Origin of the sequence: Streptomyces griseiscabiei (assembly GCF_020010925.1) — a bacterium.
GTDB lineage: Bacteria > Actinomycetota > Actinomycetes > Streptomycetales > Streptomycetaceae > Streptomyces > Streptomyces griseiscabiei.
This window is the reverse complement of the sequence record NZ_JAGJBZ010000001.1, coordinates 1,692,556-1,704,798: the sequence shown is the minus strand read 5'-3', so window position 1 is coordinate 1,704,798 and position 12,243 is coordinate 1,692,556. Positions and strand designations below refer to the sequence as shown.

Sequence of the window (12,243 nt, the reverse complement as noted above, 5' to 3'; positions counted from 1 at the left end):
GGTCCATGGCGGCGATGCCGAGAGAATCAGGTCGTACCGGAGGAATCGAATCCCGCAGATTGGGCCGGTACGCCGACGGGCGCGCCCCGGCTGTCGTGCTCCCTCCTCTGACTCGCTATCAGGGCGATGCGGTCACGGCAGAGAAACCACCCACCGACGAGTGCGGGAATGACGAGCAGGAGGGAGAACATCGTATAGGTGCCGACCGGATAGTCGAGTCCGATGAGCACAAGCACGGCGGCCAGGAAGGCAAGAGTCAGATATGAGGTGTACGGGGCTCCGAACAGCCGGAACTCAGGCCGTTCCACGTTTCCCTGTTCAGCTATTCGGTACAGCTTCAACTGGCAGAGCACGATCGTTCCCCAGCTTGCCAGGATGCCCAGAGAGGCGATGTTGAGGACGATCTCGAATGCCTGGGATGGGATGACAGCATTCAAAGCGACCCCCACCAGCGTCACGATGGCGGTGAGCGCTATCCCGCCGTAGGGCACGCCTGACGGAGTCATGCGTGCGGCGTAGCGGGGTGCCGAACCGTTCTTGGCCATGGAGTGCAGGATGCGGCCGGTGGAATAGAGACCCGCGTTGAGCGACGACAAAGCGGCCGTGAGAACAACCAGGTTCATGATCGCATCGACGCCGCTGACTCCGATGGAGCCGAAGAACGTGACGAACGGGCTGGTTCCGGCCTGATAGGCCGTGTACGGCAGGAGCAGGGTCAGCAGGAGGACCGATCCGACGTAGAAGATCGCGATGCGCAGGATGACGGAGTTGATCGCTCTCGGAATGATCTTGCCCGGCTCCTCGGTCTCGCCCGCGGCCGTGCCGAGGAGTTCGATTCCCGCATAGGCGAACATCACACCCTGGACGAGGACGACCGCCTGCAGTACTCCGTTGGGAACCAGCCCTCCGTGGTCACCGATGACGCTGAAACCGACCTCGTGGCCGTCGACGGGAGTCCCGAAGATCACAAACAGCGTTCCGACGACCAGGAAGGCCACCAGCGCCAGCACTTTGATCAGGGCGAACCAGAACTCCATCTCACCGAACACCTTGACGGACAACAGGTTCAGCGCCAGCACCACGACCAGGGCGGTCAGGGCCCACGCCCACTGGGGGACCGAGGCGACCGGCTCCCAGTACTTCTTGAAGAAGTTCATGTACAGAGCCGCCGCCGTCACATCCACGATCGAGGTCATCGCCCAGTTGAGCCAGTACAGCCAGCCCGCGGTGTACGCCGCCTTCTCGCCGTAGAACTCACGGGCGTACGAGACGAACGACCCGGATGACGGACGGTGCAGAATCAGTTCGCCCATCGCCCGAAGCATGAGGAAAGCGAAGAACCCGCAGACGGCGTAGATGAGGATGAGGGACGGACCCGCCTGGTTCAGGCGTCCGCCGGCCCCCATGAAGAGACCCGTTCCGATGGCGCCACCGATCGCGATCATCTGGATCTGACGATTTTTCAGGGATTTTTGATATCCCGGCCCATCCGCGGCCGATCCACCTTCCGGTGGAGAGCTCGATGACCCCGGAAGAGACGGAAGGTAGTCAGGTGGAGTTGACGACGGATTGCGCATGAAATTCCTCCGGGCAGGGAAGAGTGCCGGCGCGCCTCAGCCATAGACTGCTTGGCTTGCGTCTCGCTCTGGTCTCCTAGACCAAATCGCGTTCTCTGAATGCTGGATTTCCCGAGAGGCGAGAGGCCGGAACGCCGGTGTGGAGTGGGCACCATTAAAGGGCAAGCCATTTATATGGAGAAGGTCCGATGTCGTCTCACAATGAGAGGCGGCGCAACTCACCGATCCTCAGGACGGGCTTCCCGAAGATGGCGCCTGGAACCCGCCCTTGGACACGTGAAGCACATCGACTCCACCGCCGCGGCCCGGCACGCGCGTTGTAATTCGTCGCACCCGCGCTCTGAGCACCAGCCCTGTCAGGTTGCGGGGTGCGGTCCTTGGGCCAGTGCCAGGACGCGTCGTGCGCGTTCCAGTACCGGCTTGTCGACCATCTGCCCGTCGACCGTGGTGACAGACTCCCCGGTGCCGAGGACCGCGCTTGCCCACCGCACTTCCTCGGCCGAGGGGGCGAACCCTTCGATCACGGGGAGGAGTTGGTAGGGATGGATGCAGAGTTTGCCTGTGAAGCCCAGCCGCCGGGCGTGGGCGATGTCGGCGGAGATCGCGTCCATGTCCCGTACGGCGGTGGTGACGCCGTCGATGGGCGGGGAGATGCCCGCTGCGGCCGAGGCGACGACCAGCCTGGAGCGTGCGTAGGCCAGGGCCGTGTGATCGTCCTGGGCGACGCCGAGCTGGGTGGCCAGGTCGACGTTGCCGAAGGCGGCACGGGCGACGCCCGGTGCGGCGCACACCTCGCGTGCCCGTTCCACGCCGAGTGCGGTCTCGACGAGTGGGACGAGGTCGCACCGGCCGGCCGTCCGGGCAGCAAGATCGGCCAGTACGGCGGAGTCCTCCGCCTTGGGCACCATGACCGGGCAGCCGTGGTCGGCCGCCACGCGCAGGTCGGCCTCGGACCACGGGGTCCCGGGCGCGTTGATCCGTACGATCGCGCGGTTGCCGAGGGCGAGCCAGGCCGCGGCGTTGTCGCGGGCGCGGTCCTTCGCCTCGGCGGCGACCGCGTCCTCGAGGTCGATGATCACCACGTCGGCGCCGGAGGAGGCGGCCTTGTCGAAGCGGTCGGGACGGTGTCCCGGCACGAAGAGGAGGCTGCGGGCGGAGCGGATCGGGGTCATGCGAAGGTCACCTCCGCCTTGGCGTGCCGTTCCTCCCGATGGGTGGAGACGCGCAGTTCGGCGCGGTCGCCACGGGGCGTGCCGCAGGCCACGAGGTGTTCGCCGGAGAACAACGGCCGACGCAGCCGGTACGACAGGGAGCGCACCTGCCGGTCGGGGGCGTGACGGCGGGCGAGTTCCAGCATCAGCAGAGCCAGCAGGGGGCCGTGGACGACGAGTCCGGGGTAGCCCTCCTCGTCCCGGCAGTACGGGGCGTCGTAGTGGATGCGGTGGGCGTTCGCGGTCAGGGCGCTGAATCGGAAGAGCAGGGCAGGGTCAGGGCGCAGGGGAAGCTGCCACGGCTCGCCCCCGTGGGGGCGGGCCAACTCGTCGACGGCGGCCGGATGTTGTCCGGCATTGCGCCCGGACCGGTAGACGATGTCCTGCTCCTCCACGAGGCACGTCCGGCCGTGCTGACGGAATGCGCGGCGCTCGGTGACGAACAGCATCTCCCCGGTGCGCCCCCGCTTGGCGGTCATGGAAGCGAGGGAGCTGACACGTTCGGCGGGTTCGCCGAGGCGGAGCGGATCGGTGATCGCGCAGCGGCCGCCGGCCCACATGCGCTGCCGGTGGGGTAGGGGCGGCAGGAAACGGCCGTTCGACGGGTGGCCGTCGGCGCCGAGTTCCTGCCCGGCGGGCCAGTTCAGGAAGTAGAGCCACTGCCACAGCGGGGGGAGCGGCTCGCCGGCCTTCGGGCTGGGGCCGGGTAGGTTCAGGACGGCCGACAGGGCCGCCGCCGGGCCGACGCCCAGCGGGTCCTCCTCCTCGACGGGCGCAGGAGTCCACGACTCCACGTAGGTGCTGAGCGGGGGTGGGGTCGGCTGCATCGTCCTTCTGTCCTTGAGGTCTTGCGTGCGGCTGGGCTGTGGTCAGGTGAGCGGTGCTGTCTTTGGCAGTGAACGGGAGGCGGGGGCCTCGGCGGTCTCGAGAAGCGATGTGCGGGACGGCTCGCGTACGAGGAGAGTGGCCACGAAGGTCAGCGCGATGCACCCGGTGACGTACCAGAAGAAGACCGTCTCGTGGCCGCTGTTCTTCAGGCCCAGCGCGATGGGTTCCGTCATCCCGCCGAAGGTGGCGGTGACCAGGGCGTGCGGGAGGCCGACGCCCAGGGCCCGGACCTTGGTGGGGAACATCTCCGCCTTGATGATGGCGGCCAGGGCCGAGTAGCAGCTCACGAAGGTGAGGGCGATCGTCATCAGCAGGAAGGCGATCCACGGATTACCGGTGTTGCCGAGGACGGTCATGACCGGGACGGTGAGCAGCATGCCGCCGACGGAGAAGACGAACATCACCGGGCGTCGTCCGACGCGGTCGGAGAGATGGCCGGCCATCGGCTGGAGCAGCATGTAGACGAACAGGGCGGCGAAGCCGATGACGGACACCGTCGACTTGGGGATGCCCGCGGTGTTCACCAGGTACTTCTGCAGGTATGTGGTGTAGGTGTAGAAGGCGACGGTGCCGCCGATGGCCAGCCCGAAGACGGCGATCAACTGGCGCGGGTACTCAGCGAACAGGGCCCGCAACCCCTTGCGCTCCTTGACGGCCGGATCCTGTACGGCGGCTCTCGCCTGTTCCTGCTGGAAGTGCCACGACTCCTCCATGGTGCGGCGCAGGTACATCACGACCAGACCGGCCACGGCGCCGATCACGAAGGGGATACGCCAGCCCCAGCTCTGCAACTGCTCCTCGGTCAGCAGGTGCTGCAACACGATCATCACGAGCAGCGCGGCGAGCTGGCCGAGCACGATGGACACGTACTGGAAGCTGGAGTAGAAACCCCGTCGGCCGGGTGGGGCGATCTCGGCGAGATAGGAGGCGCTGGAGCCGAACTCGCCGCCGACGGAGAGCCCTTGGACGAGCCTTGCCAGCACCAGGAGGGCCGGTGCCCAGAGGCCGATGGCGTCGTGGGAGGGGGTGAACGCGATGGTCAGCGAACTGACACTCATGAGGGTGACCGACAGGGTCAGTGCCCGGCGGCGGCCGTGCCGGTCGGCGTACGCACCGAGCAGCCAGCCGCCGAGCGGACGCATCAGAAACCCGACGGCGAAGACGACCGCTGTGGACAGGAGTTGGGCCGTCTGGTTGCCCTTGGGGAAGAACACGGACGCGAAGTAGACGCTGAAGGTGGCATAGACGAACCAGTCGTACCACTCGACGAGGTTGCCCAGACAGCCGCGTATGACGTTGGCGGTGACCCGGGTCGGTGCGGGGACGGGGGTGCTGGACTGCGACATGGGAAGCTCCGTTGCTCGTGTCGCCGGGGAGATGTCCTTGGGAGGCCTTTCAGCGCAGGACGAACGGATTGCCGGTGGCAGCGCCGGTGTTGATCCAGACGCTCTTGTCCTCCAGGTACGCCGTGATGGCGCCGATGCCGTTCTCGCGGCCGATGCCGGAGTCCTTGAAGCCGCCGAAAGGCGTCAGGTAGCTGACCGCGCGGTAGGTGTTGACCCAGACGGTGCCGGAGCGGATGCGGTCGGCCATGCGGAAGGCGCGGCCGATGTCGCTGGTCCAGACGCCGGCGCCGAGGCCGTAGCGGCTGTCGTTGGCGAGGGTGACGGCCTCGTCCTCGTCGTGGAAGGGGGTCACGGCGAGGACGGGACCGAAGACCTCCTCCTGGGCGATGCGCATGCTGTTGCTTACGCCGGTGAAGACGGTCGGCTCGACGAACCGGCCTCCGCAGTCCGCGGCCTTGCCGCCGAGGGCGAGCCGGGCGCCTTCGCGCTGCGCGATGTCGATGTAGTCGAGGACCTTGGCGTACTGGGCCGGAGTGGTGATGGGCCCGACCTGGGTGGCCTCGTCCATGGGGTCACCCATCCGGGCGGTGCGCGCGAGGTCGACCAGGCGGCCCACGACCTCGTCGTGCACGCTCTGTTGGACCAGGAGCCTGGAGCCGGCGATGCAGGTCTGTCCGGTGGCGGCGAAGATGCCGGAGACCGCGCCGTTCACGGCTGCGTCCAGGTCGGCGTCGGCGAAGACGATGTTGGGCGACTTGCCGCCGAGTTCGAGGCTGACGCGCTTGAAGTCGCGTGCGGCGGCCTCGTTGATGCGGCGGCCGGTGGCGTCCGAGCCGGTGAACGTGATCTTGCGGACGAGGGGGTGCTCGACGAGGGCGGCGCCGACGTCCTGGCCGAAGCCGGTGACGACGTTGACCACGCCGGGCGGCAGTCCTGCCTCGTGGAGGAGCCGGACCAGTTCGAGAGTGGAAGCGGAGGCGAACTCCGACGGTTTGACCACCACCGTGCAGCCGGCGGCCAGGGCCGGGGCGATCTTCCAGGCCAGCAGCAACAGCGGGGAGTTCCAGGGAGTGATGACCGCGACGACCCCGACGGGCTCCTTCTTCGTGTAGGCGAAGTAGCCCTTCTTGTCCAACGGGGGGACGGTGCCCTCGATCTTGTCGGCGAGCCCGCCGTAGTAGTGGAACCACTGGGGCACGTAGGTCAGTTGGCCGTACATCTCTGTGAACAGTTTGCCGTTGTCGCGGACTTCGGTCTCCGCGAGGCGGCGGGCGTTCGTGGCGATGGTGTCGCCGAGCCGCCGGAGCAGCGAGCCGCGGGCGCTGGCGGTGAGCTCGGCCCAGGGTCCGCTGTGCAGGGCGCGGTGGGCGGCTCGGACGGCGTCGTCGACGTCTTCCGCGGTGCCCTTGGCGATCTCGGCCCATGGGGTGCCCAGGTAGGGGTTGTCGGTGGGGAACCATTCGCCCGCGCCGGGCTTCCGGCTCTGCCCGTCGATGAACATCTCGTAGCGCTGCATGGAGGAGTCCCGCCGGCTAGAAGGTGCCCAGGCCGAGTTCGGCGCGGAAGGAATTCTTGTTGGCGACACCGTCGCGTGACGGCAGGGCGCGCGGCGGCTGGTCGGTGGTGATCAGCACCTGTGCGTATGTCGTCGCCGCGCGCGCCTTGATGCGCAGGGCGAGGTCGTCCGTCTGGTCGGGGTCGGTGATCCGTATGGCATCGAGGATGCCGAAGCCCTGGGCGACGGCGACGAGGTCGGTGCCGAGCCCGGTGTGGCTGGGCTGCATGCCGGTCTCGCCGAAGTGGGCGTTGTCCAGTACCACGATCGTGAGGTTGGCCGGGAGTTGGGCGCCGATGGTGGCCAAGGCACCGATACCCATGAGGTGTTCGCCGTCGCCGGTGACGGCGACGACCGGGCGGTCCGGCTGGGCCAGGGCGAGGCCGAGGGCGAGCGGGACGGCGGCGCCCATCGCGCCCCAGAGGTAGAAGGTGCTGGGGCGGTCGCCAGCGGCGAAGACGTCGTAACTGGGCGAGCCGAGGCCGGTGACGATCAGCGCGTCCCCGGGGAGACGGCCGATCAGGTCGGCGACGAAGCGGCGCCTTTCGAGGCGGGGGAGAGTGGCGGTCATCAGTTACGCTCCCACTTCTTGCGGCCGATCAGCTTCTGCCCGAGGAGCACGGCGACGCGCTCGCCGGCCTCGAACACCGAGTCCAGGGCGGCCTCGACGGTCTCCGCGACGTCCTCGGGGTCATCAGCCCGCAGGACGGTGATGCCCATGAGTTCCAGGGCCTGCTGAGTGGTGCGGCCCATGGGGCCCTGCCACGGGTTGAACTCGGCGTACTCACCGCGCATCGTCACCAGCGTGAGGAAGGGGAACCGGGCCATCTGCAGCAGGGAGAACATGTTGACGCAGTTGCCGACGCCACTGCTCTGCATCAGCAGCACCGCCCGCTGACCGCCCAGCCACGCTCCGCTGACCACGGCGACGCCTTCCTCCTCGGTGGTCAGCACCACGTCATGGATGGCGGGGTCGCGGCGGGCCTCACGGATGGTGTGGGAGTGACCGGAGTCGGGGACATAGGCGATCTGCTGGACTCCGCGCTTCTTCAACGCGGCGAACACGTCCTCCTGCCAGGAGGGTGCCGGGGCATGTGTCTGGCTCATCCGTAGCGACTCCGCTGATCGGTCGGCTCAAGGTGCCACACATCATGGGCGCTGATGGACGAGGTTGGACAATAGAAAGACGTGATACCCGCATGCTTCGCCTGCATAGCAGGGAGCCGCAGGCTTCTGTGACCTGTGGCTCGGCTACGACGGTTCGTTGAGGAACGCTTCGACGAGCGGACCGGCCTTCGTGCGGCACTCCTCGAAGTAGGCGTGCCGGGCGCCGGGGAACAGATGCGTCCGGGCGTGGGGGATGCGGGCAGCGAGCAGGGGGAGATTGTCCGGCGGAGTGAGCCGGTCCTGGTCGCCGTGCAGGATCAAAGTGGGCGCGGCGATGAGGGGGAGGGCGTCCCAGGCGTCGTGCCTGTTACTGGCGACCAGATGGCCGTGGCGGGCGTGCGGGGGCATACCGGGATCGCCGAGGGTGGTGTTCGGGCCGGGGTGGGCCGCACGCCAGGCGGGGGAGTACATCAGGTCGGTCAGCGCCTGACGGGCGGCCTCCGGGTCCGGCTGGGCCAGGGCCTGTCGTACGGACCTGTCGCGCTCGACGGCGTGCGGACCACCGGGAGAGGTGCAGCCCAGGACGAGTCGCCGTACGCGGTCCGGGTGGCGGGCGGCGACCCACTGTGCCACGCGGCCGCCCATGGAGGTGCCGTAGACGTCGGCCCGCTCGACACCCGCGTGATCGAGGACGGCGATGACGTCTTCGGCGAACTGTTCCGTGGAGTAGAGCCCTTGTGGCTTGTCGCTGTCACCGGTGCCACGCTGGTCGAGGGTGATGGTGGAGTGCGTGGCGTGGAAGTCCCCGCGTGCGCCGTCCCACCAGTGATGGTTGTTGGCCTGCCCGGCCAGGAGAACGAGCGGGTATCCGTCTCCCTGGCGCTGGTAGGCCAGTGCGGTGCCGTCCTGGGCGCGGGCGATGGCGGTCGTCTGGGTGCCGGTGTGGTTCATGAGGGTTCCATTCGAGGGTGGTCTCGGGGTGCTGCGCGTCACTTGTCCTCGGCGGGAGCATCGGTGCCGTGGATCTGGGCGGAGGGCCATTTGCCCTGAGTCACCGCCGAGTTGATCCGGCGGACCAGCTCACGCGCGACGACCGCCACGGCGGGCGGGGTGCGCCCGGACCGCGGAGTGCCGAGGACGATCGAGCGCCACACATCGGGTTCGCTGAGCGGCGCGGCGCTCAGGATGCCGTTCGCGACATCCTCGGCGATGCCCACGCCGGGCAGGACTGTCCATCCGTGCCCCGCCCGGACGAGTTGCTTCTGCACCCGCATGGAGTTGGTCTGCACGGCGACGTCCAGGGTGGAGCCGGCGCGCACCGCCGCCGCGTCGATCAGTCGGCGCAGCGCATGTCCCGAGGCGGGCATGACGAGCGGATGTCCCGCCGCCTCGGCGAACGGCACCGGACGGTCGGCACGCAGGCCGGCCGACGGCGGAGCGACCGCCCACAGACGCTCGCGCACCAGCGGGTGGGCGTTGAGCGAGGGCGTGCTGTCCAGGTTGTAGAGCAGGGTCAGATCCAGGTCGCCGTCGTCGAGCCACTGCTGGAGGTGCCCCGAGTAGGCGGTCATCAGGCGAAGTTCGACGCCGGGATGGCTGCGGCCGACGGCGGTCACCAGCGGCTCGGAGAGCAGGTCGCTGGTGCTTTCCAGCAGGCCGACGGTGACGATGCCGGACACCTCGCCCGGGGTCGGCTGCACCTCGGCTCGGGCCCGCTCCAGCTCGTTCAGGGCCCGCCGGGCCCGGTCGACCATGATCGTGCCCGCCTCGGTGGGCCGCATGCCCGTCCCGGTCCGCTCGAAGAGGTCGATGCCGAGCTCCTGTTCCAGGGTGCGGATCTGCCGGGTCACCGCGGGCTGCACCAGATGCAGCAGCTCTGCCGCACGAGTGACGCTGCCCACCTCGGCGACCGTGACGATCGCCTTGAGCTGCTTGATGTCCAAGACGGGAGCCTTCCTTCCGCAGCCATCCGGCGTGCGCATGGGGATATCACGCAATGTTATTTCACGGGCATAGCCATGAGCATCCATGATGATAGTCCCGGTACGGGACCCACATCCCCTGGAGGCCACCCATGACCGAGCCCCCCGAAGCGCTGCCGCTGGCCGGCCTCACCGTCGTCAGCGTCGAGCAGGCGGTCGCCGCCCCCTTCGCCACCCGCCAGCTCGCCGACCTCGGCGCCCGGGTCATCAAGGTGGAGCGGCCGGGCGGAGGCGACTTCGCCCGCCGCTACGACACCACGGTGCACGGCGAGTCCAGCTACTTCGTGTGGCTCAACCGGTCCAAGGAGTCCGTCACACTCGACCTGAAGTCGGACGCGGGAAGAGCCGTCCTGGAACAACTCCTCGCAGACGCGGACGTGTTCGTGCAGAACCTTGCCCCCGGCGCAGCCGCACGCATGGGTCTGGGCGCCGATGCGCTCGCCGAACGCTTTCCCTCTCTCATCCCGTGTTCCATCTCGGGCTACGGCTCCAGCGGACCGTGGGCCGACCGCAAGGCATACGACCTGCTGGTGCAGTGCCAGACCGGCCTGGTCTCGCTCACCGGCAACGAGCACGGCTCCGCCCGTGTCGGAGTGTCGATCGCCGACATCGCCGCAGGCATGTACGCCTACTCCGGCATCCTCACGGCCCTGCTCACCCGCGCCACCACCGGTATCGCCCGCGCGGTGGAGGTCTCGCTGTTCGAGGCGCTGGCTGAGTGGATGAACCAACCCGCCTACTACACCCGCTTCGGCGGCGCCCAGCCCCCGCGCATCGGCACCCAGCACGCCACCATCGCCCCGTATGGCGCCTACACCGCTGCCGACGGCAAGGAGGTGCTGTTCTCCGTTCAGAACGAGCGCGAGTGGGCTGCTCTGTGCGGCCGGTTCCTCGGCATGCCAGGGCTCGCCGCCGATCCGCGCTTCGCCACCGGCTCCGCCCGCGTCGCCCACCGCGAGGAGCTGAACGCGATCGTGGCCGAGCGCTTCGGTGAGCTGGACGGCGACGAGGTGATGAAGCTGCTGGACGTGGCGGGTATAGCCAACGCCGGGGTGAACGACGTGACGGAGTTCCTCGAGCACCCGGTGCTCAGCGGCCGGGACCGCTGGCGGGACGTACGGATTCCCGGCGGAGCCACGGTGCGGGCGTTGCTGCCGCCGGCGGACCTGACGGGTCTGGCGCCGCGTATGGATCCCGTCCCCGCGGCCGGCGAACACACCGAGACGGTCCTGGCCGAGATGGGGTACAGCACGGCCGACATCGACAGCCTGCGGGCCGGCCGCGTCATCTGAAACGCAGGCCCGAGACATCGGCGGCACCAACGCCGTCAACACTTTCCATGAGGAGCGCCGCACATGAGCACTCTCGACATCCTGTCCGAGGACGAGCGGTTCATCGTCCATACGGTGCGCGACTTCGTCGACAAGGAGGTGAAACCGGTCGTCCGGGAACTGGAGCACGCGAACACCTACCCCGAGGCTCTGATCGAGCAGATGAAGCGGCTCGGTGTCTTCGGCCTCGCCGTCCCCGAGGAGTACGGCGGCACTCCCGTCTCCACCCCGTGCTATGTCCTGATCACCGAGGAACTGGCGCGCGGCTGGATGAGCCTGGCCGGCGCGATGGGCGGCCACACCGTGGTCGCCAAGCTGCTGCTGCACTTCGGCACGGAGGAACAGAAGCACCGGTACCTGCCGAAGATGGCCACCGGCGAGATCCGCGCGACCATGGCCCTGACCGAGCCGGGCGGCGGCTCCGACCTGCAGGCCATGTGCACGGTCGCCCGCAAGGGCGGCGATCGCGGATACGTGGTCAACGGGGCGAAGACCTGGATCACCAACTCCCGTCGATCCGGCCTGATCGCGCTGCTGTGCAAGACCGACCCGGACGCCACGCCGGCCCACAAGGGCATCTCGATCCTTCTCGTGGAGCACGGCCCGGGGCTGACTGTCTCCCGCGATCTGCCCAAGCTCGGCTACAAGGGCGTGGAGAGCTGCGAGCTGTCCTTCGAGGACTACCGGGCCCCGGCCGATGCCGTACTCGGCGGTGTGGAGGGCCAGGGCTTCGCGCAGATGATGAAAGGGCTGGAGACGGGCCGCCTCCAGGTCGCCGCCCGCGCCCTCGGCGTGGGCCGGGCGGCGTTCGAGGACTCTCTCGCCTACGCCCAGGAGCGGGAGTCCTTCGGCAAGCCGATCTGGAGGCACCAGTCGATCGGCAACTACCTTGCGGAAATGGCCACTTCGCTGACGGCGGCCCGCCAACTCACCCTTTACGCGGCCCGTGAGGCGGACGCCGGCCGGCGGGTGGACATGGAGGCGGGGATGGCGAAGCTGTTCGCCTCAGAGACCGCCATGCAGATCGCCCTCAACGCCGTGCGCATCCACGGCGGTTACGGCTACTCCACGGAGTTCGACGTCGAACGCTACTTCCGCGACGCTCCGTTGATGATCGTCGGCGAGGGCACCAACGAGATCCAGCGGAACGTCATCGCGAGCCAGCTCGTCGAACGCGGTGGTCTGGACGCATGAAGATCCTTGCCGCGTGAAGTGCCTGCCCGACGTGGTGACTGGTATCTCCCCG

At 68.4% G+C, this 12,243-nt stretch carries 11 protein-coding genes; 2 read left to right on the top strand and 9 right to left on the bottom strand.

Going from position 1 to position 12,243, the window contains the following annotated elements; translation table 11 throughout:
* Nucleotides 1-26: 26 nt before the first annotated feature.
* The 9 genes from J8M51_RS07420 to J8M51_RS07380 all read right to left on the bottom strand — a co-directional run bounded on the left by J8M51_RS07420 (nt 27) and on the right by J8M51_RS07380 (nt 9,627).
* Complete coding sequence (locus J8M51_RS07420; protein WP_256964341.1) at nt 27-1,445, bottom strand: amino acid permease; 1,419 nt, start codon at nt 1,443-1,445, stop codon at nt 27-29.
* Nucleotides 1,446-1,933: 488 nt separating this feature from the next.
* The gene (locus tag J8M51_RS07415; RefSeq protein ID WP_086755029.1) at nt 1,934-2,749 is read right to left on the bottom strand and encodes an HpcH/HpaI aldolase/citrate lyase family protein; all 816 of its coding nucleotides are present in this window, start codon (nt 2,747-2,749) and stop codon (nt 1,934-1,936) included.
* The gene (locus J8M51_RS07410) at nt 2,746-3,615 is read right to left on the bottom strand and encodes a hypothetical protein (RefSeq protein WP_086755028.1); all 870 of its coding nucleotides are present in this window, start codon (nt 3,613-3,615) and stop codon (nt 2,746-2,748) included. Before J8M51_RS07410 ends, J8M51_RS07415 begins: the two co-directional genes overlap by 4 nt.
* A gap of 42 nt (nt 3,616-3,657) precedes the next feature.
* Nucleotides 3,658-5,022, bottom strand: a complete 1,365-nt coding sequence (locus J8M51_RS07405; RefSeq protein ID WP_086755027.1) for an MFS transporter — start codon at nt 5,020-5,022, stop codon at nt 3,658-3,660.
* A 49-nt stretch (nt 5,023-5,071) separates the two neighbouring features.
* Nucleotides 5,072-6,538, bottom strand: a complete 1,467-nt coding sequence (locus J8M51_RS07400) for an aldehyde dehydrogenase (protein WP_086755026.1) — start codon at nt 6,536-6,538, stop codon at nt 5,072-5,074.
* Between the two features lie 16 nt (nt 6,539-6,554).
* A complete protein-coding gene (locus J8M51_RS07395) occupies nt 6,555-7,148 on the bottom strand; it encodes a thiamine pyrophosphate-dependent enzyme (RefSeq protein WP_086755025.1) in 594 nt (197 codons plus the stop codon).
* Nucleotides 7,148-7,684, bottom strand: a complete 537-nt coding sequence (locus tag J8M51_RS07390) for a thiamine pyrophosphate-binding protein (RefSeq protein WP_086755024.1) — start codon at nt 7,682-7,684, stop codon at nt 7,148-7,150. Before J8M51_RS07390 ends, J8M51_RS07395 begins: the two co-directional genes overlap by 1 nt.
* 144 nt (nt 7,685-7,828) lie before the next feature.
* Nucleotides 7,829-8,635 (bottom strand): alpha/beta fold hydrolase, encoded by an 807-nt coding sequence (locus J8M51_RS07385; RefSeq protein WP_086755023.1) that lies wholly within the window; start codon nt 8,633-8,635, stop codon nt 7,829-7,831.
* 38 nt (nt 8,636-8,673) lie between these two features.
* Complete coding sequence (locus J8M51_RS07380; RefSeq protein WP_086755022.1) at nt 8,674-9,627, bottom strand: LysR family transcriptional regulator; 954 nt, start codon at nt 9,625-9,627, stop codon at nt 8,674-8,676.
* A gap of 131 nt (nt 9,628-9,758) precedes the next feature.
* On the opposite strand from J8M51_RS07380, the gene J8M51_RS07375 reads away from it, so the two are divergent.
* Together J8M51_RS07375 and J8M51_RS07370 are read left to right on the top strand one after the other, a co-directional pair.
* Nucleotides 9,759-10,958 carry a CaiB/BaiF CoA transferase family protein gene (locus J8M51_RS07375; RefSeq protein ID WP_086755021.1) on the top strand — a complete coding sequence of 400 codons (1,200 nt, stop codon included), beginning with the start codon at nt 9,759-9,761 and terminating at the stop codon, nt 10,956-10,958.
* A gap of 63 nt (nt 10,959-11,021) precedes the next feature.
* Nucleotides 11,022-12,191, top strand: coding sequence for an acyl-CoA dehydrogenase family protein (locus tag J8M51_RS07370; RefSeq protein WP_086755020.1), 1,170 nt, complete (start codon nt 11,022-11,024; stop codon nt 12,189-12,191).
* Nucleotides 12,192-12,243 lie beyond the last annotated feature (52 nt).

What these genes read in the sequence shown, in the direction of transcription:
- J8M51_RS07385 (WP_086755023.1), bottom strand. Translation starts at nt 8,635, where the DNA reads ATGAACCACACCGGCACCCAGACGACCGCCATCGCCCGCGCCCAGGAC.
- J8M51_RS07400 (WP_086755026.1), bottom strand. Translation starts at nt 6,538, where the DNA reads ATGCAGCGCTACGAGATGTTCATCGACGGGCAGAGCCGGAAGCCCGGC.
- J8M51_RS07395 (WP_086755025.1), bottom strand. Translation starts at nt 7,148, where the DNA reads ATGACCGCCACTCTCCCCCGCCTCGAAAGGCGCCGCTTCGTCGCCGAC.
- J8M51_RS07390 (WP_086755024.1), bottom strand. Translation starts at nt 7,684, where the DNA reads ATGAGCCAGACACATGCCCCGGCACCCTCCTGGCAGGAGGACGTGTTC.
- J8M51_RS07410 (WP_086755028.1), bottom strand. Translation starts at nt 3,615, where the DNA reads ATGCAGCCGACCCCACCCCCGCTCAGCACCTACGTGGAGTCGTGGACT.
- J8M51_RS07415 (WP_086755029.1), bottom strand. Translation starts at nt 2,749, where the DNA reads ATGACCCCGATCCGCTCCGCCCGCAGCCTCCTCTTCGTGCCGGGACAC.
- J8M51_RS07375 (WP_086755021.1), top strand. Translation starts at nt 9,759, where the DNA reads ATGACCGAGCCCCCCGAAGCGCTGCCGCTGGCCGGCCTCACCGTCGTC.
- J8M51_RS07405 (WP_086755027.1), bottom strand. Translation starts at nt 5,022, where the DNA reads ATGTCGCAGTCCAGCACCCCCGTCCCCGCACCGACCCGGGTCACCGCC.
- J8M51_RS07370 (WP_086755020.1), top strand. Translation starts at nt 11,022, where the DNA reads ATGAGCACTCTCGACATCCTGTCCGAGGACGAGCGGTTCATCGTCCAT.
- J8M51_RS07420 (WP_256964341.1), bottom strand. Translation starts at nt 1,445, where the DNA reads ATGATCGCGATCGGTGGCGCCATCGGAACGGGTCTCTTCATGGGGGCC.